This is a genomic window from Marinobacter alexandrii, from assembly GCA_039984955.1.
Classification (GTDB): domain Bacteria; phylum Bacteroidota; class Bacteroidia; order Cytophagales; family Cyclobacteriaceae; genus Ekhidna.
Map to the genome: position 1 here is coordinate 1,126,545 of JBDWTN010000007.1, position 18,628 is coordinate 1,145,172.

Below are 18,628 nucleotides of genomic sequence, written 5' to 3' on the forward strand. Positions count from 1 at the left end.
TATTTATAAGTTCCCTAGTTTTCACTCATTTCTATTATAATATCGAATTCCTCATGCGTGACAGATTGAACTGATAAACGTGAATGCGTGACAAGCTGCATTGATTCAAGCCTTTCATCAGATTTTACTTCTGCAAGACTCACAGGCCTTCTTAGTTTTCTTAAGGGAACAACATCCATCACGTACCACCGATGATCCTCTGTAGTAGGATCTTTATAGTATTCCTTCACAACCTCAGCTATCCCCACAACAGACTTTTCCTTTACACTATGGTAGAACAGGCACAAGTCACCAACTTTCATTTGCTTAATGTTATTCCGTGCTTTGAAATTTCTAACACCATCCCAATGATCCCTTCCAAGATTCACAAGATCGTCCCATGAATACGTATTGGGCTCACTTTTAATCAACCAATAGTTCATTTCTAGCTTCTTTTCTATTTAAATCTAATAAAGGTTATCTCCTGCTTGAAGTAATTTGATATGTTTCTTTATCGAAACAAATTTCATGCTACTTAGCTTCATATACTTGTATCATGAAAATTCTAGTCATAAGATTTGGAGACTTTAGTCAGGTTCTTCTCACCACTCCGGTAATTAGGATATTAAAAACCAGCTTAAACGCTAAAGTATTTTACTTAACAAACAATGCGAATGCTGAACTATTAGCTGAAAACCCGTATTTAAATCAAATCTTTGATTTAACTCATTCTATTGCAATACTCAAGAAAGAAAATTTCGATGTTGTAATTGATCTTCAGGGCAACTTAAAATCTCGGAGGATCACCTTCATATTGAACAAGAAAAGATTCTCGATTAAAAAGGAAAGATTCAAGTATTGGCTATTTGCCAATTTCAAATTGAACCGATTGTCGAAAGAACATATCGTTCAAAGATTCTTAGACGTTATCAAACCGCTAAATGTAGAGGAAGATAACTTGGGTCTTGATTTCTTCATTCCGGAACGAGATGAGGTTGAGAAATCTTGGCTACCTGAAACACACCAGAATGGATATGCTGCTGTCTGCATTGGGGGTAAATACTCAACCAGAAGACTTCCAAAGAATCGACTCATAGAACTCTGCGACAGAATCAACAAACCCATTGTCTTAGTGGGAAATAAAAACGATAGTGAAACAGCCGTCGAAATAGAGGCATTCTTTAAGCAGGGAACCATTGATGAGGAAAAGGAAATCGAAGAGTTAAATAAGAAAGCAGTCATATTTAACGCATGCGGGAAGTTCAACTTCAATCAATTAGCTTCATTACTTAAGAATGCCAACTGGGTCTTCACTCATGATAATGAAATGATGCACGTTGCTGCTGCACTAAAAAAGCAGATTTATTCAATTTGGGGTAACACAGTTCCCGAGTTTGGCAAATATCCATACCGTACTCAATTTACTATTTTCGAGAATACTAAACTTTCTTGTAGGCCGTGTTCAAAAGAGGGTTTCTCAAAATGCCCGAAAGGTCATTTTAAATGTATGAATGATGTAACTTTTGACTTCTATTTACCTGACTAATTATTTAAGGTTATGAAGTTTCTACTCAATTTTTTGATTTTCTGCTGTCTATTATCGAGCTGCAATCAGGTTAGAGAGTTAACCACTATCAATTGTCACATGCAGTCTCCTGTTAATATTATTCCTGAAGATGGATTAAGCAGTAATCACAAAGTGATTGTACATTACAAATCCTCAAAAGAAAAAGTAGCCAACCTTGGGCACACGGTTGAAGTCCAATATGATTCAGGTAGTTTCATCTCTTATGATGGAAAAGATTATCAATTCAAACAATTTCACTTTCATACTCCCTCCGAACACCTTGTTAGAGGCTTTGAATACGCCATGGAAATGCATGTGGTTCACACGTACAAAGCACCTCAAGACGAAGAATCAGAATATCTTGTTGTAGCCGTATTCTTTGAGGAAGGCCGATCAAATAATTTTCTAAATTCTTTTTTCAGTACAATTCCTGATGAAGAGGGTGCTGTCTTTGAATCTAAAAACCTTACTATTGATGCCACTGAGATAATGCCAGAAAATCTTAGTGATTTTTATAATTATCGAGGATCACTCACAACACCGCCATTTTCCGAATCCGTCAATTGGATAGTGCTGAAAAATTCAAGAAAAGCATCTGCCGAACAAATCTCTAAAATCAAAAACATAGAAGGTGAGAACGCCAGGCGCGTACAATTCCTTTACGACAGGAAGATTGAATCAATAAACTAGATGAAAACACTCTATCTCATCCGCCATGCTAAGTCTTCTTGGGCGTTTGATCTCAGTGATCATGACAGACCTCTGGGTAGGAGAGGACGAAGAGATGTTGTGAAAATGGGCCAACATCTATCGAAAAATCAACTTAAGCCTGAAGTCATCATTTCCAGCACAGCTAGTCGAGCGTTTTATACGGCACTTCATATCTGTGATCAGATGGGTATTGACGAAGGCCATATACGTCTCCAGAAAACATTGTATCATGCTGGCCCGTCCGAGATTCTACAAGTAATAAAGGATTCGTCAAGCTGCGAGAGACTAGCAATTTTCGGACATAATCCAGGATTCACTAGTACTGCAAATGCACTAGCTAATCTTGAATTTGATAACGTCCCAACATGCGGAATAGTAGGAATAAACTTCAATGTTAAATACTGGAAGGATGTAAATTTTGGAGAAGGAATACTCTCCTTTTTTTACTTCCCTAAAGAAATCTAAAGAATATACCTGCTTAAGTCCTTGTCCTTAACCAGACCTGCTAATTTTTCTTGTACTGTGTTTTTATCAATTACTATTTGAGCGTTGGGTCCTATGGTATCTGGAATATCAAACAAGATTTCGTTTAGTAGCCTACTCATAACTGTATGCAATCTTCTAGCTCCAATATTTTCTACTTCCTCATTGATGTGAAAGGCCATTTCTGCAATTTCCTCTAGCGCTTCATCCTGAAAAGAAAGATTTACTTCTTCAGAAGCAACTAATGCCTCGTATTGCTTGGTCAACGCATTTTTAGGCTCTGTAAGGATTCGCAAAAAGTCAGCTTTCGTCAGATTCTCTAACTCTACTCTGATCGGAAAACGACCCTGTAACTCAGGAATCAGATCTGAAGGTTTACTTACATGAAATGCTCCTGCTGCCACAAATAGAATATGGTCAGTATTGATGATCCCGTATTTTGTATTTACAGCGCTCCCCTCAACGATAGGTAGCAAATCCCTTTGAACTCCTTCCCTGCTTACATCAGGTCCTTTTCCTCCATCTCCTCCTTTTGCAATTTTATCTACCTCGTCAATAAAAATTATCCCCGTATTTTCTGCCTTGTAAATTGCCTCCTCTTTCACTTCATCCATGTCAATCATCTTAGCCGCTTCATCTTCTAACAAGATTTTTCTAGCCTCAGCAATTGTCACTTTCCGCTTCTTTTTCTTTTTCGGCATCATGTTGCCAATCATTTCCTGAATATTAATCATAGAAGCTTCATCCATACCTCCTCCAATAACACCCATATTACCACCAGGTGTTTGCGTAACATCTATTTCAATTTTACGGTCGTCTAGCTCTCCACTTCTGATCTTTTCTCTAAATCGTGCGCGCGTTTGCTCGTTAAGTTCCACTTCACTCTCTGGCTCATCACTTCCTATCTTAGTTGCATAAGCGTTTGGACTTCCCTTCAATGGAGGGATCAATGCATCTAGAATAATACTCTCCACTACTTCGGCTGCCTTCTCCTTTACTTCTTCTTTTTTAGCTATTTTCACCATGTTCACAGCTTGCTCCACTAGGTCACGCACCATACTCTCAACATCTCTCCCCACATATCCCACTTCTGTAAACTTTGATGCTTCTACTTTAGTGAATGGAGCATCTGCGATCTTCGCTAACCTTCGAGCTATCTCCGTTTTACCCACACCTGTCGAGCCTATTAAAAGAATATTATTAGGTACAATCTCTCCTTGAATTTCCTCCTTCACATTCATTCTTCTCCATCTGTTTCGAAGTGCTATTGCAACATTTCTCTTCGCATCGTTCTGTCCAATAATATACTTATCTAGTTCCGCAACTATCTGTTTAGGTGTTAAGTCATTTTTTATATTACTCATAGAATTTTTTTAAAGTCGTTCAAATTTGTCTTTAAACTTATAAAGCTGCTTCCCCCTGCAGTATGAAAAGTGGCTCTCGAAAATCGAATTTCAACTTTTTTTACTTTGGCCATTAAACCAAACGAAAAACCTGCTCCCCCACCAATATCATCTAGCTTTAATTCTTGTTTTCGCTTATGATTATAACCAACTAAAAGTTGAAAATTGTCACTCAACAGGAATTCAGCTCCAAGATTTACTCTGTTAAATAATTGATTAAAAGTACTTACGGATCTTCCCGAAGAACTCTCGCTACCGGAAGAATTTTCATGAGTTAAATTAGTGCTAGTCAATGTAAATCTCAACGGCATATATTCCGGTTTAAATGACATACCTATTTTAACATCAAATGGCAGTTCGGGATTAGAAAATTGAGTGTACTCAGAAATCCTGAATCCCATGTTTTTCAGCACCATTGCAGCACTCCAATTCCTATTTATTCGAAAGACTCCTCCTATATCAACAAGAATTGCTGTTGAACCATAACTCTCAATTGATGAATGTGTCAGCTTCAGGTTTGTTCCTAAACTAAATACTCCTATCTGGTGAGCTTTGCCTATTGAAAAAGTATAATCTTGTGCTCTAAAAGATCCTAATTGTGCACCCGTTTCATCTACCAAATCAAATGCACCATAATTGATGTAATGAATACCCGCAGCAAATACTCCAGCATTCCCTATGCTAAAGCTATACGCTCCTGAATAGACGAATACATCAGCAAAATATGGATTGAAATGAAAAAAAACATTTCCTGCGCTTATAGAGTCTAACGTTGCAGGATTTTCGAAAAACTGAGATACATCACCATCTACTAAAGAAATAGTAGTTCCTCCAAGAGCCGCTGCTCGAGGGTTTGAGGTTAGATTCAAAGATTGATAACCTGATTGCCCACCAATTTGTGCCAACCCAAAAATGGGAATTAAAAATGCTATTAGGAATATATACTTCAATCTTTCTTTTCTTCTGGAAGGATGAATTTTATTGGATCTGCTACTTTTTGTTTTGTTAACGCAATATCCAGCACTTCAGGTACATATTCTACAAAATGGATTTTTAACCCTTTCAAATACTTTGGACTGATATCTTCAAGGTCTTTTTCATTCCTTTTACACATCAAAATCTCCTTAATTCCCGCTCTCCTTGCTGCAAGAATCTTTTCTTTGATTCCTCCAACAGGTAAAACTTTCCCTCTCAATGTGATTTCCCCTGTCATCGCCAGCTGTTTTTTCACTTTTCGTTGTGTAAATACTGATGCAAGTGACGTAAGCATAGTGATACCTGCGGATGGTCCATCTTTAGGAATAGCTCCGGCAGGTACGTGAACATGCAGATCATAGTGATCAAACACTCGGTAGTCTATTCCTAGCAACTCAGAGTGAGAACGCAAATAGGATAATGCTGCTACTGCTGATTCTTTCATCACATCACCAAGTTGCCCCGACAATGTTAATTTACCCTTTCCTCTACTTAAAGAGGATTCTATAAACAGTATATCACCCCCTGAAGGGGTCCAAGCAAGACCTGTAACTACGCCAGGAACAGAGTTATCCTCATAGTTATCTTTATCAAAAATTTCTGGCCCCAAAATTTCTCTAACTCTTTCCGCGGTAATCTTAGCATCATAATCTTCTTCCATAGCTACAGACTTAGCTATAGAACGAATCGTCGCTGCTGCTTTTCTTTCTAAACTACGCACGCCAGACTCACGTGTATAATCATTGATCAATTTCTCTATTGCTTCTTTGTCAAAGGAAATATCCGTGGTTTTAAGACCATGTTCTTTTCGTTGTTTTGGGACTAAATGTTTCTTAGCAATTTCCACTTTCTCCTCAAGAGTATATCCACTGATATCAATGATCTCCATTCGATCTCTTAGAGCAGGCTGTATTGTATCCAATGAATTGGCAGTTGCTATGAAAAGCACTTTCGATAGATCATAATCTACTTCTAAGTAGTTGTCCTTAAAAGATGAGTTTTGTTCTGGATCCAAAACTTCTAGCAACGCAGAAGAAGGGTCGCCACGGAAGTCCGAGCTCACCTTGTCAATCTCATCCAAAATAAACACCGGATTTGAGGTTTTAGCTCTGTTCAAACTTTGAATAATCTTACCAGGCATTGCCCCAATATATGTTTTCCTATGCCCTCGTACTTCGGCCTCATCATGAACTCCACCAAGAGACATTCTCACGTATTTTCTACTAAGCGCATCCGCTATAGATTTTCCTAGAGAAGTCTTACCGACACCTGGAGGACCATACAAACATAAGATAGGGCCTTTTAAATCTTTCTTAAGCTTTCTTACCGCCAAATATTCTATAATTCGATCTTTCACCTTATCCAGCCCAAAGTGATCTCTATCAAGTACTTTTCTAGCGTTCTTGAGGTCGAAATTATCTTCAGTTGTTTCATTCCAAGGAAGGTCTACAAGTAATTCTGTGTAACTCATCGCCACAGGAAATTCAGCTGCCGCGGGGTTCATCCTCAAAATCTTATCTAACTCTTTATTAAAATGTTCCTTTACTTCTTCTGGCCAGTCTTTCTTATCCCCTCTTTTCCTCAAGGTTTCTACTTCCTGATCTGGCCCATCCTGACCCAATTCATCCTGAAGAATGCGTATCTGCTGTCTTAGAAAATAATCTCGTTGTTGCTGATCTATATCGGTATGTACTTTATCTTGAATTTCCTGCTTAAGTTCCAGCATTTGAAGATCCTTGAGCATAAACTGAAGCAATTTTTCTGATCTTGCTTTCGGGTCGTCCATCTCCAAAAGCTTTTGTTTATCTTCTACTTCAGCATTCACATTTGATGAAAGGAAATGAGTAAGAAAATTAAAACTGTCAATATTATCTATCGCCACTCGTGCCTCCTTTGGAATCTCCGGACTAAGCCCCATGATCTTGGTGGCAGTATCTTTTAAAGATTGCGTGATTGCCTTTTGCTCTTTTTTAGGAAGTGTTTTCTTCAGATCTGGAACTGTATTGTAGGTTACAATATGGTGTGGTTCTTCTTGAACATGTTTACCGATTTTAAACCGACTTTGTCCTTGAATAATGATCGTCGTATTTCCATCAGGAAGTACAATCATTTTAAGAATCTTGGCAATAGTGCCCACCTCATACAAATCTTTGAACTTAGGCTCCTCTGTCTTAACATTTTTTTGAGCGACAACTCCTATGATCCTGTTTCCTTTATAAGCTTTCTTGACAAGCCGAATAGATTTAGTCCTCCCTACAGTAATGGGTAAAACTACCCCTGGAAAAAGAACTGTATTGCGAATAGGGAGAATGGGCAAATTCTTAGGCAAATCAGATTCCGATATCTGGCCTTCTTCTGGAGAAATGATCTGAATAAGTTCTTCAGAATCTTCATTTGCAAATTCAGGTATAAATATTGATTTCAAAGTAGCGTCGTTCATAAAAGTGTCAATGTGTCAGATTTACTTGGCACATTCCCTAGGTTTGAGTGAAAGGTACATAAATGTCAATCGCTATGCCAAAGGCAAAGCACGTGGCAAATAGTGCTAACTTTAAATTAACTTTAATTTTTACTGACGAATCGACAGCATGCGCCGAAATTTTCATCGCCATATAGGATTTTTCTTAGTTCTTCTAAGTTTAGCAACCTTCGCTCAAAAAGGCAGAAAAGAGGTGCAAATTGTTACTGATTCAATTCCGACAGATGTCGTCTTTAATGCGTATGAGTTTAAGGGCATCAACAAGTATCCTGAATACTTTAATAAGCAAAAATTAGAAAGAATCATTGCTTTAGATAAAAGTGAAAAGTGGGAAGAGCTGTATTCGGCTCTTAAAGATTACGTCGGCAGATTTGGGATTCGTAATTTTTACAAAGACACCAAATTAATTTGGCGACTCGCAAAAATGACTGAACTCTTCGGAGATCCAGAAGAAGCAAAAACCTTATATCGAATGGTGCTTAGGCATCACTACCAAGGAATCAGTATTAAAGAAATCGAACTTTACTATGATTCACTAAATCGCCAAGCAGCAGAACAATTTGTACCAATAGATTATTACTATGAACTAGTAGAGCACAGAAAGCTGATAGACACGCTTCAACCACCAAGAGGCGTTCTTTTAAATATGGGCATGTTGGTAAATAGCGCTAGTGCTGACTATGGTCCCTCCTTGAATATTCACAACGATATCCTGGTGTTTACTTCAAAGAGAAAACAGGTCGATGAGACCATTAGGTTTAGAGAAGATGAAGATCTTTTCTTTAGTCGAAAAGACCCTTATGGAACCTGGTCGAAAGCCAAACCGATAGATAAGCTAAACTCTCACTACAATGAAGGTTCTCCATGCCTTAGCGGAGATGGGAAAACACTTGTTTTTTCACGATGTGAATCTCCAGGTTCTTATGGAGATTGTGATCTATTTATTGCTACCCTTCAAGAAGATAGTACCTGGACCAGACCGGAGAACTTGGGTGTAAGTGTAAATAGTCTCGCGTGGGACTCCCACCCTGCACTTACGCATGTTGGAGATACCCTATTCTTTTCTTCAGACCGACTTGGTGGCTTTGGTCTTGCAGATATTTACTACACGACTCGGGATGAAAAAGGAAGATGGTCTGCAGCACTCAATATGGGTCCAGTTGTAAATACCAGACAAAATGATGTAAGTCCGTTCTATCATCCAGTATATGAAGTACTCTATTTCAGCTCAAATGGGCAGCTTTATAATTTTGGAGAATTTGATATTTATAAAGCCTATCATTCGAATGGATATTGGACCGAGCCACAAAATATTGGTCCACTGGTGAATGGCAGAGGGAGTGAATTTTATTTTACGATTGATTCTGAGTCGGAGTTATTGTTTTATGCCAGGTCCTCAACCAGGGATTTAAATAAACAGGACATCTATTCTTTTCCTCTCCCCATGGAGGCACAACCTGAAGCAACAACTACCGTGACAGGAAACCTTACAGATTCTTTAACAGGAGCCGCATTCCAAGGAATCGTTTCAATCATTGATTTAGATAAAGGTCATGAAGTTGCCCCAAAATTTCTAAAGCAAGATGGGTCTTTTGAATTTGAGCTGATTAATCAAAGAAATTACTTGCTTATACTTCAAGGAGACGATTTCTTTAGAATAGAGGAGGTGTTTTATCTAGATGGTCCTATGGAACTCAATAAAGTGACAGAGCCTATTGCCTCTAAGATGAAATTTGAATCGATTGAATTCGATGTAGGAAAAGCAGAACTTAAGGCGGAAATGTATGCAGATCTCAATAAAGTTGTCAATTTTTTATATGATAATATTGATTTCAAATTAAAGATATCGGGCCATACAGACTCTGTTGGAGATCCTGAAAAAAATCTACAGCTATCCCAAGAGCGTGCGGAAAATATTAGAGATTACATCGTTGTATTTGCTGGGATATTTGAAGGCCGTATTGAAGCGACTGGATATGGTGATCAGCAACCGATTGTAGAAGAAGAGGTAACAGAGGAAGACAAAAAATTAAATAGAAGAGTAGAATTTGAAATTTATAGAGAAGTCTCCCCTGTTGAGGAAAATGGAAATGATTTTTAATTTTCTGACCTATTTTTAATTCATTAACTGTAGCATTATGATTAAGAACAAAGATTTCGCACCTAAAATCATTAAGAAAGGTAGTTTCTTTAAGTCTACCGAAGTAGAAGATTTTAAAAATGTCTTAACCCAGATGAATGAGTGGATAGATGAAAACAAACCTGAAGTAATAAACGTCGAGACGGTAGTTCTTCCAAATATTCATGATCCTGAAGAAGAAGGAAGTGAAGACACTATGCTTGGATCCGATGGACAGAATTCCTCGATGTGGTTTCAGTTTATACGATTGTGGTATAAATAATGTCTAAGACATTTAATTTATTTTAATCCTAAAACCTAACTCAAGATAGGTTTTAGGATTAAAATAAACTGATGGTATCATTTATGATCACAAATGCCATTAATGAAAGTAAAATCACCATTCCTACTTTCTGAGAGTTTTCAAGGAATTTATCTGACGGCTTTCTACCTGTCACGATTTCCCAGGTAAGGAATACCACATGACCACCATCAAGTGCTGGTATGGGTAAGAAATTCATAAAAGCCAAAACCATAGATAATAATCCAACGATTCTCCAGAAATTATTCCAATCCCATGTACCACCAAAGAACGTAGCAATACGTATCGGTCCTGAAAGAGATTTTCTCACGTCTACATCCCCAGCAATCATTTTCTGGAATCCTTTGATGTTTAACCACACCACTGCAAATGCATTGTATGTTCCTTCCGAAATAGCTTCACCGAATGTAAATTCTCTCGTTACATAGGTTAATTCAAAGGCCGGGTAAAATCCAATAGTGCCCTCTTCCCCCACACTTACAGTCAAGTCTTTTCTTTCACTCCCCCTTTCAATCATAACCTGAACCTCTTGGCTTGGATATTTTTGAAGTATTGGCCTAATTTCGTCATGGTATCCAATAGGTTTGTCATTAACGGCAAGTATTCTATCACCAGTCTTTAAACCTGCATTTTCGGCATTACCTCCAGGCTCTAGCTGGCCTATGACAGAGGGTAATCTTGGCGAGATAATATTGACTCTATTTCGCTTATCTGCAAACTTATCAATAAAATCATTTGGCATATCTACCCTTATTTCCTGACCATCTCTTAAAGCTGTATAGTAATTATCTGATCCAAGTAATAAGTCTGGGCTTAGCAAATCAGAAAATCGTTCATAGTCTTTACCATTGATAGCAATTACTCTATCTCCAGTTTGAAAACCAAGCTGCTCACCAAGATCGTAAGCAACAATACCGTTCTTATTTAGCTCTTCCGAAGGAAGATATTCTTCGCCATTAACAAACGCCAATGAGATAAAAATGATGATTCCGACAATAACATTAACAATAATTCCTCCCATCATTACAATCAATCTCTGCCATGCGGGTTTAGCTCTAAATTCATATGGTTCAGGCTCGTCACTTAAACTTTTTGTATCCAGAGACTCATCGATCATCCCCGTTATTTTCACAAATCCACCCAAAGGAATTGCTCCGATTGAATATTCTGTCTCCCCAATCTGCCTTCCCCATATCTTTGGAGGAAATCCAATTGAAAATTTCTCAACACGCATGCCGAACGATTTAGCAGCCACCATGTGACCCCATTCGTGCACTCCCACTAAAATTGACAGCCCAAGAAGTAGCTGTCCTACCATTATCAAAGTTTCCATTCTATATTAGTTCGAGCGCTTTAGCTCTTGTTTCTTCATCAGTTTTTATAAAATCCTCTAATTCAGGATTGCGAATATAGCTCACCTTTGCGAGGCAATTTTCAATCACATCCGAAATCTCGAGGAAGCTTACTTTATCTTCTAGGAATGCTTGAACAGCTATTTCGTTCGCAGCGTTCAAAATGCACGGTTGATTACCTCCTTTCTTTGCAACTTCAAAAGCTAGTCCAAGGTTGCGGAAAGTTTCAATATCGGGTTTCTCAAAGGTTAATTGAGGATAATCCATAAAATCAAACCGTGGATAATCTGCTTTCAATCTCTCCGGATATGAAACTGCGAATTGAATAGGTACTCGCATGTCTGGCAATCCCATTTGTGCTTTCATCGAACCATCCTCGAATTGGACAAGCGAATGAATAATGGACTGAGGATGTACCACTACCTCTATTTGATCTAAAGAAACGCCAAACAACCATTTTGCCTCAATCACCTCAAGGCCCTTGTTCATCATTGTTGCAGAGTCTATGGTTATTTTTGCGCCCATATCCCAATTGGGATGCTTAAGTGCTTGTTCTTTAGTTACTCTTGCTAAATAATCTCTTCCTTGCCCTCGAAAAGGCCCTCCAGAAGCTGTTAATATAAGTTTCTCTATTGGGTTGTGGAATTCTCCAACAATACACTGAAAAATGGCGGAGTGCTCTGAGTCTACAGGCAATATATTAACACCTTTCTCTTGAGCTAGCTTTGTAATGAGCTCTCCAGCAACTACCAACGTTTCTTTATTTGCTAAAGCAATAGGCTTTCCGGCATTTATGGCATTTATAGTTGGCAGCAATCCAGAATATCCAACCAGCGCAGTAAGAACCATATCAACAGACTCCATCTCCACCACAGATGCAAGAGCTTTCTCTCCTGCATAAACTTTAATATCTCGTGGATCAAGCGCATCAAACACTTGTTGATACAATCCTTCATTCGCAATCACAACACAGTTTGGCTTGAATTCCAAAGCCTGAGCTATGAGCAATTCAGCGCTGTTCTGTGCTGTCAAAACTTCCACTTGAAAATGATCTGGATGTCGCTTGATTACGTCTAAAGTTTGGGTTCCTATTGAGCCTGTGGAACCTAGAATGGCAATATTTCTTTTCTTCATTTAATGCGCGCTCTCTGTATTTTTTCAAAAGAACAATCAACAAAGGTAAGAGTTTGCATTTTTTAACAATCAGATGGAATAAATTTTGATTCCATTCGGTTTACTTTTCAGAAATAAAACGAAATAAAGATGAACAAGCTAAAAATGATTGCATTGGCAACAGTGTCTGGAATGGTTGGAGCATTGATCATAAATCAATTGCAATCACCTAAAGGCAGATCAGTAGATATGAGTCAACCTGAAGCCGAATCCAAGATTCCTGTCTCGAAGATTAGCAAGGTTTCATATTCTTCTATGATTCCGAATGAAGATTTCGTTGAAGCCTCAAAAAAAAGCACAGGAAGTGTGGTTTTCATTCAAACGTTAAGTGAAGTAGAATACCGAAGTGGAGGTTGGATGGATTGGTTTTTTGAGCCCAGGTCATCTCAAAGAATTGGAAGCGGATCTGGAGTTGTTTTTTCGAATGACGGGTATATCGTAACTAATAATCATGTAATCATGGATGCTGATGAGATCACCGTGATTGCAGGTAAAAAAAGCTTTAAGGCAGAATTGATAGGAAGAGACCCAAGTTCTGATTTAGCAGTTATTAAGATCGAAAAAGGGGGATTACCCGCTATTGAAAAAGGTGATTCAGAGCTGGTAAGCGTCGGTGAGTGGGTACTGGCAGTTGGAAATCCATTCAATTTAACTTCTACGGTCACAGCTGGCATTGTAAGCGCCAAAGGAAGAAACATCAATATTCTTAAGGACAAGTTTCCCATTGAGAGCTTTATCCAAACAGATGCTGCAATTAATCCTGGAAACAGCGGTGGGGCTCTGGTTAACTCAAATGGCCAACTTATTGGGATTAACACAGCTATTTTATCCAGAACCGGATCTTATGCTGGTTACGGATTTGCCATCCCTGTAAACATTGTCAAAAAAGTATTCAATGATTTGGTCAAATACGGAGAGGTTCAGAAAGCATTTGCCGGGGCGGATTTTATAGATATTGATAGTGAATTAGCTAAACGTATCGGGATACAAGACCTTGATGGAATACTAATTACCGACGTTAAAGAAAATGGAGCGATTGAAAAAGCTGGATTAGAAAAGCGTGATGTCATACGAAAGATCAATGGCCATCAAATAAATAATAAAGCAACGCTTGAAGAGCTCATTGCAAAAAGTTATCCTGGAGAAAAACTTACAGTTATTGCGGAAAGAGATAATAAGATGATAACTCGTGAGGTCGTGTTGACCAATAGAGAAGGTACAACAAGCATCATTATGCGAAATATTTACTATGCAGAAGATCTTGATGCAAGCTTCGAAAGTGTCTCAAAAGTAGAGAAAGACTTATTAGGAATTGAAAGCGGAATTAAGGTGATAGACTTCAAAAGCAATGGCTTTTTCTACAATTTGGGTATTCCTAAAGGTTTTATCATCACCCGAATAAATAACAAGGAAATAAACAAGCCAGAAGAGTTTTCTAAGATCCTCAAGAATATTCGTGGGCGGTTTGATATAATTGGAATAGATGAAAGTGGAAGAAAGGTCTATTACCCCTTCAGGCGTTAAGCCGTACGCATTTTAAGTTTTTTCTTCAGTTCGTCTACTGAATATCTAAATTTAGCATCGGTATCCATCATGTCATTCACCGATTGGAGTGCATGGATAACGGTGCTATGATCTCTACCACCAAAGTGGTATCCTATAGACTTCAGCGAATGATTTGTGTAATCTTTTGAGAAATACATCGCAACCTGACGTGCAATAACAATTTCTTTTTTCCTTGTTTTCGCTTTTAAATCATCTTGACCTACATGGAAGTAATCAGAAACCGTTTTTTGGATATAATCAATACCTACTTCAGAATCGATTTCTTTCACAATATTTTTCAGAACCTTCTTAGCCAGTTCTAAATCCACATCTATGCGCATTAAAGACGCATGCGCAATCAATGAGACGATCACACCTTCCAGCTCTCTAATATTTGTATCTACTGTATAGGCAATGTATTCTATTACCTCCTCAGGAATATGAATTCCATCTTCCTGAATTTTGCGCTGAATAATAGCCATTCTCGTTTCAAAGGCTGGTTGCTGAAGGTCAGCTGTTAGTCCCCATTTGAATCTTGAAACAAGTCTTTCTTGCAGTCCTTTCAAATCTTTCGGTGCACAATCACTTGTCATAACTATTTGCTTTCCAGCTTGATGCAAATGATTGAATATATGAAAGAATATTTCCTGGGTTTTCTCCTTATCCCTTAAGAATTGTACATCGTCAAGTATCAGGATATCTACCCCTCGATAGTAAGAAATAAAGCTTTGTACATTATTATTCTTGAGAGAGTCGATGAATTGATTTGTAAACTTCTCAGAAGCCACGTATATAATTTTCTTAGAAGGATCTTCCTTCTTTATATAGTTTCCTATTCCTTGAACAAGATGAGTTTTCCCCAGTCCAACTCCTCCGTAAATCATTAATGGATTAAAAGAAGTGATACCCGGTTTCTTTGCCACCGCATAACCTGCAGAACGACCTAATCTGTTGCAATCACCTTCAATGAAATTCTCAAAAGTATTTGTTGGATTTAGATTATTTTCACTTTTCAAATCATCAATAAATGCAGTATTTATACCATTAGCATTACTTCCCTTTCTGTCAGTTAGGTTGTTGATTTTCAGGGGAGTGGCGGAAATTTTCTTAGAATCTTCATTTTCAACAACAACAGAATATTCCAATCTGGCATCTTCACCCATCTCTTTAGCAATGGCTTCCTTCAGAATGTGCACATAATGCTCTTCCAACCACTCATAAAAAAACTGACTAGGAACTTGAATTGTAAGAACGTTACCCTCTGCTTTTAAAGGGTTTATGGGGTCAAACCATGTACTAAAACTTTGGTTAGGAATACGTTCTTTGATGTATTCAAGGCAGTTTTTCCATACTAAGTCATGCATTCTTGATTAGCGTTATAAGTGGTTTATATTGGCTTAGGTGACCCTTTAATTTTCGAAAGGGCATCAAATATGTCTCATTTTTTTTTCTTAAAAAAATGAAGAATACACTTGATTTTTTCAAATAGATTCATACGTGGAAGTAGGCGGGTTTTCACGAAAAAAAACTTCGAAAAATACAATTTTTCTTAACATACTTTTTCTAGTCTATTTTCGTGAAAATAACTCATCAAATACAAAAAATTTGAAAGAATTAGATCTAAACGTTTTTCCCAAAATTGATAGGACAGGATGGGAAAATTTAGCACAGAAACAATTGAAGGGAGCTAATCCCCTTCATGAACTTTCATGGAAAAATGATGGTGGACTAGATTTGGAAAGATACTATGATGAGTCCGATCTGATAGAACTAACATATTTGAGTGATTTTTTTACAGATCTTAAACCACATCGATGGAAGCTTTATCAAAGAATTGCAAGTGAGGACATCAAAGAAGCAAACAGAGAGGCATTGGAGGCCTTAATGGGTGGATGCGATGGAATTATCTTCGATTTAACTAACTCAAACAAAACGGATGATCTTTTAAAAAACATTGATGAACAGATTTGTGACTTATCCTTTATAAACAATTCCTTAGATTCATTACCTACAAAGTCAGTTTTGTTTACTGACTCAAATTGCATTTTTGAAAAGAAACCACATACATCACCAATTACTCAATTGGTAGAGTTGATTTCTTCTCTGGAGTCTGAAACATTTGTTCACAGAAAAGCTTTTGTTGATTTCTTTCTTGAAATAGCTTCAGTTAGAGCATTGAGATATCTATTGAATCAAAAGTCAATGGAAGTTCATATTCATACTCAAATACCTAAGCATGAGTCAGAAGAGCATCAATGGTTCTTAAATACAACAGCCGGCCTAGCTAGTATATTGGGAGGCAGTCATTCGATAGATTTAACAACCCATATTGGAGATTCGAGAATCAGCAGAAATACAGGTAACTTAATTAGGGAAGAAAGTGGAATCAAAGAATATACAGATCAATGCGGTGGGTCATATTACATAGAAGTACTAACAGACAAGATAATTAAAGAAGTTGTTGAAAAGCTGAAGTAATGAGTGATAAGAAATACATACAAGAAGGGTTTTCTGCAGGAACTCCGCCATTTCTAAGAGGTCCATACGCTACTATGTACACTTCAAGACCTTGGACAATCAGACAATACGCAGGTTTTAGTACAGCTGAAGAATCAAATGCCTTCTATAGAAGAAATCTTGCTGCAGGTCAAAAAGGTCTTTCTGTTGCTTTTGATCTGGCAACTCATAGAGGATATGATAGTGATAATGCCAGAGTCACGGGCGATGTTGGTAAAGCCGGGGTAGCCATCGATTCTATTGAAGACATGAAGATCCTTTTCGATCAGATCCCCCTGAATCAAATGTCAGTTTCAATGACGATGAATGGGGCTGTTATTCCAATTATGGCATTCTACATTGTCGCAGCTGAAGAGCAAGGGGTTTCACCAGAAAAACTTACAGGCACTATTCAAAATGATATATTGAAAGAGTTCATGGTGCGAAATACTTATATATATCCGCCTGCTCAATCGATGAGGATAATCGCTGACATCTTCAAATACACCTCTCAAAAAATGCCAAAGTTCAATTCCATAAGTATCAGTGGCTATCATATGCATGAAGCTGGTGCTACAGCTGATTTGGAAATGGCTTTCACATTAGCTGATGGATTAGAGTATGTAAGAACCGGCATCAAAGCTGGAATAGACATTGACTCATTCGCTCCCCGCCTTTCCTTTTTCTGGGGTATTGGGATGAATTTTTTCACAGAAATTGCCAAAATGCGCGCCGCACGAGTTTTATGGGCTAGAATCATCAAAGATTTCAATCCTAAAAGTGAGAAATCTATGGCTCTAAGGACACATAGTCAAACGTCCGGTTATAGTCTCACTGCCCAAGATCCATATAATAATGTAGCAAGAACAACTATTGAAGCACTTGCTGCAGCTCTAGGTCATACACAGTCTCTCCACACAAACGCTTTAGATGAGGCGATTGCCCTACCTACTGACTTCTCCGCTAAGATTGCTCGAAACACTCAGATTTATCTTCAAAAAGAGATCGATATTACAAAGGTTGTTGATCCAATGGGCGGTTCCAAACATGTAGAGAAGCTAACGAATGATTTAATAGAAAAAAGTTGGCAAATCATTCAGGAGGTAGAGGAAATGGGTGGTATGTCTAAAGCCATAGAGGAAGGCTATCCTAAAATGAAAATTGAGGAAGCTGCAGCCCAAAAACAAGCACGAATAGATTCTGGAGCTGAATCAATCATTGGAGTGAATAAGTTTATTACGGATGAAAAAACAGATATTGATATTCTAGAAGTTGATAATGATCAGGTGAGACGAAAACAAATAGATCGAATCAATCAAATCAAAACTGAAAGAGATGAGTCTAAAGTCCAACGGTGCTTAAAGGATATTGAAGAGGCCTCTAGAGGAAATGGCAACTTACTTGAGTTGGCAATCAAAGCTGCCAGAGCACGAGCAACTCTTGGGGAAATATCTTTAGCAATGGAAAAAGTTTTTGGTAGATTTCAGGCCACAAATAGGACAATTTCGGGCGTGTATTCATCTACAATTAAAGGCAATGAAGATTTTAAGAAAGCTCTCCAGCTTTCAGATAAATTTGAAGAATTTGATGGAAGGCGTCCACGCATCATGATCGCAAAAATGGGGCAAGACGGCCATGACAGAGGAGCAAGAGTGATTGCAACTTCATTTGCTGATCTGGGATTTGATGTGGACATTGGACCTCTTTTTCAAACCCCTGAAGAAGTAGCTAAACAAGCCATCGAAAATGATGTTCATATTGTGGGTGCATCTTCATTAGCGGGAGGTCACAAAACACTTATTCCCGAGCTTATTCAACAGTTAAATGAACAAGGACGGGGTGATATTCTCGTTGTTGCCGGAGGAATTATTCCTGAAAATGATCATACAGAACTCTTCTCCAAGGGCGTAGCAGACATTTTTGGACCTGGAACAATCATCTCTAAAGCAGCAATAAAAATTCTTAATAGGTTGATGAGCTAATAGTTCTTCCATTTTCAATAACTTTATTCATTAGAAAATACA

15 protein-coding genes are annotated in these 18,628 nt (G+C 38.0%); 8 read left to right on the top strand and 7 right to left on the bottom strand.

Annotation, left to right across the window (positions count from 1 at the left end):
* Window positions 1–14 precede the first annotated feature (14 nt).
* The gene (locus ABJQ32_11250; GenBank protein ID MEP5290216.1) at window positions 15–422 is read right to left on the bottom strand and encodes an EVE domain-containing protein; all 408 of its coding nucleotides are present in this window, start codon (window positions 420–422) and stop codon (window positions 15–17) included.
* A 113-nt stretch (window positions 423–535) separates the two neighbouring features.
* On the opposite strand from ABJQ32_11250, the gene ABJQ32_11255 reads away from it, so the two are divergent.
* Genes ABJQ32_11255 through ABJQ32_11265 form a run of 3 tightly spaced genes read left to right on the top strand, consistent with a single transcriptional unit; the run spans window position 536 to window position 2,722 of the window.
* A complete protein-coding gene (locus ABJQ32_11255) occupies window positions 536–1,525 on the top strand; it encodes a glycosyltransferase family 9 protein (GenBank protein MEP5290217.1) in 990 nt (329 codons plus the stop codon).
* Between the two features lie 12 nt (window positions 1,526–1,537).
* Entirely contained in the window at window positions 1,538–2,236 is a 699-nt protein-coding gene (locus ABJQ32_11260) for a carbonic anhydrase family protein (GenBank protein MEP5290218.1), read from the top strand.
* Window positions 2,237–2,722: a histidine phosphatase family protein gene (locus ABJQ32_11265; protein MEP5290219.1), complete on the top strand. Its 486-nt coding sequence runs from the start codon at window positions 2,237–2,239 to the stop codon at window positions 2,720–2,722.
* Here the strand turns inward: ABJQ32_11265 and hslU are convergent.
* Genes hslU through lon form a run of 3 tightly spaced genes read right to left on the bottom strand, consistent with a single transcriptional unit; the run spans window position 2,719 to window position 7,543 of the window.
* Entirely contained in the window at window positions 2,719–4,104 is a 1,386-nt protein-coding gene (gene hslU / locus ABJQ32_11270; GenBank protein MEP5290220.1) for an ATP-dependent protease ATPase subunit HslU, read from the bottom strand. The two genes, ABJQ32_11265 and hslU, sit on opposite strands and share 4 nt — an antisense overlap.
* A complete protein-coding gene (gene porQ / locus ABJQ32_11275; GenBank protein MEP5290221.1) occupies window positions 4,101–5,093 on the bottom strand; it encodes a type IX secretion system protein PorQ in 993 nt (330 codons plus the stop codon). Before porQ ends, hslU begins: the two co-directional genes overlap by 4 nt.
* Window positions 5,090–7,543 (bottom strand): endopeptidase La, encoded by a 2,454-nt coding sequence (gene lon / locus ABJQ32_11280; GenBank protein MEP5290222.1) that lies wholly within the window; start codon window positions 7,541–7,543, stop codon window positions 5,090–5,092. Before lon ends, porQ begins: the two co-directional genes overlap by 4 nt.
* Before the next feature lie 163 nt (window positions 7,544–7,706).
* Between lon and ABJQ32_11285 the strand changes: the two genes are divergently transcribed.
* Together ABJQ32_11285 and ABJQ32_11290 are read left to right on the top strand one after the other, a co-directional pair.
* Window positions 7,707–9,698: an OmpA family protein gene (locus ABJQ32_11285; protein MEP5290223.1), complete on the top strand. Its 1,992-nt coding sequence runs from the start codon at window positions 7,707–7,709 to the stop codon at window positions 9,696–9,698.
* Window positions 9,699–9,735: 37 nt separating this feature from the next.
* Window positions 9,736–9,999, top strand: coding sequence for a hypothetical protein (locus tag ABJQ32_11290; GenBank protein MEP5290224.1), 264 nt, complete (start codon window positions 9,736–9,738; stop codon window positions 9,997–9,999).
* 58 nt (window positions 10,000–10,057) lie between these two features.
* Here the strand turns inward: ABJQ32_11290 and rseP are convergent, their stop codons facing one another.
* Window positions 10,058–11,371, bottom strand: coding sequence for an RIP metalloprotease RseP (rseP, locus tag ABJQ32_11295; protein ID MEP5290225.1), 1,314 nt, complete (start codon window positions 11,369–11,371; stop codon window positions 10,058–10,060).
* Between the two features lies 1 nt (window position 11,372).
* Window positions 11,373–12,524, bottom strand: coding sequence for a 1-deoxy-D-xylulose-5-phosphate reductoisomerase (locus tag ABJQ32_11300; GenBank protein ID MEP5290226.1), 1,152 nt, complete (start codon window positions 12,522–12,524; stop codon window positions 11,373–11,375).
* Window positions 12,525–12,653: 129 nt separating this feature from the next.
* Here ABJQ32_11300 and ABJQ32_11305 point away from each other — a divergent pair, with 129 nt between their 5' ends.
* Window positions 12,654–14,087: a trypsin-like peptidase domain-containing protein gene (locus tag ABJQ32_11305; GenBank protein MEP5290227.1), complete on the top strand. Its 1,434-nt coding sequence runs from the start codon at window positions 12,654–12,656 to the stop codon at window positions 14,085–14,087.
* Here the strand turns inward: ABJQ32_11305 and dnaA are convergent.
* Complete coding sequence (gene dnaA / locus ABJQ32_11310; protein MEP5290228.1) at window positions 14,084–15,472, bottom strand: chromosomal replication initiator protein DnaA; 1,389 nt, start codon at window positions 15,470–15,472, stop codon at window positions 14,084–14,086. The genes ABJQ32_11305 and dnaA overlap by 4 nt on opposite strands.
* A 241-nt stretch (window positions 15,473–15,713) precedes the next feature.
* Here dnaA and ABJQ32_11315 point away from each other — a divergent pair, with 241 nt between their 5' ends.
* Both ABJQ32_11315 and scpA read left to right on the top strand, forming a co-directional pair.
* Window positions 15,714–16,586 (top strand): methylmalonyl-CoA mutase family protein, encoded by an 873-nt coding sequence (locus tag ABJQ32_11315; GenBank protein ID MEP5290229.1) that lies wholly within the window; start codon window positions 15,714–15,716, stop codon window positions 16,584–16,586.
* A complete protein-coding gene (gene scpA, locus ABJQ32_11320; GenBank protein MEP5290230.1) occupies window positions 16,586–18,586 on the top strand; it encodes a methylmalonyl-CoA mutase in 2,001 nt (666 codons plus the stop codon). The genes ABJQ32_11315 and scpA overlap by 1 nt, the downstream gene beginning before the upstream one ends.
* Window positions 18,587–18,628 lie beyond the last annotated feature (42 nt).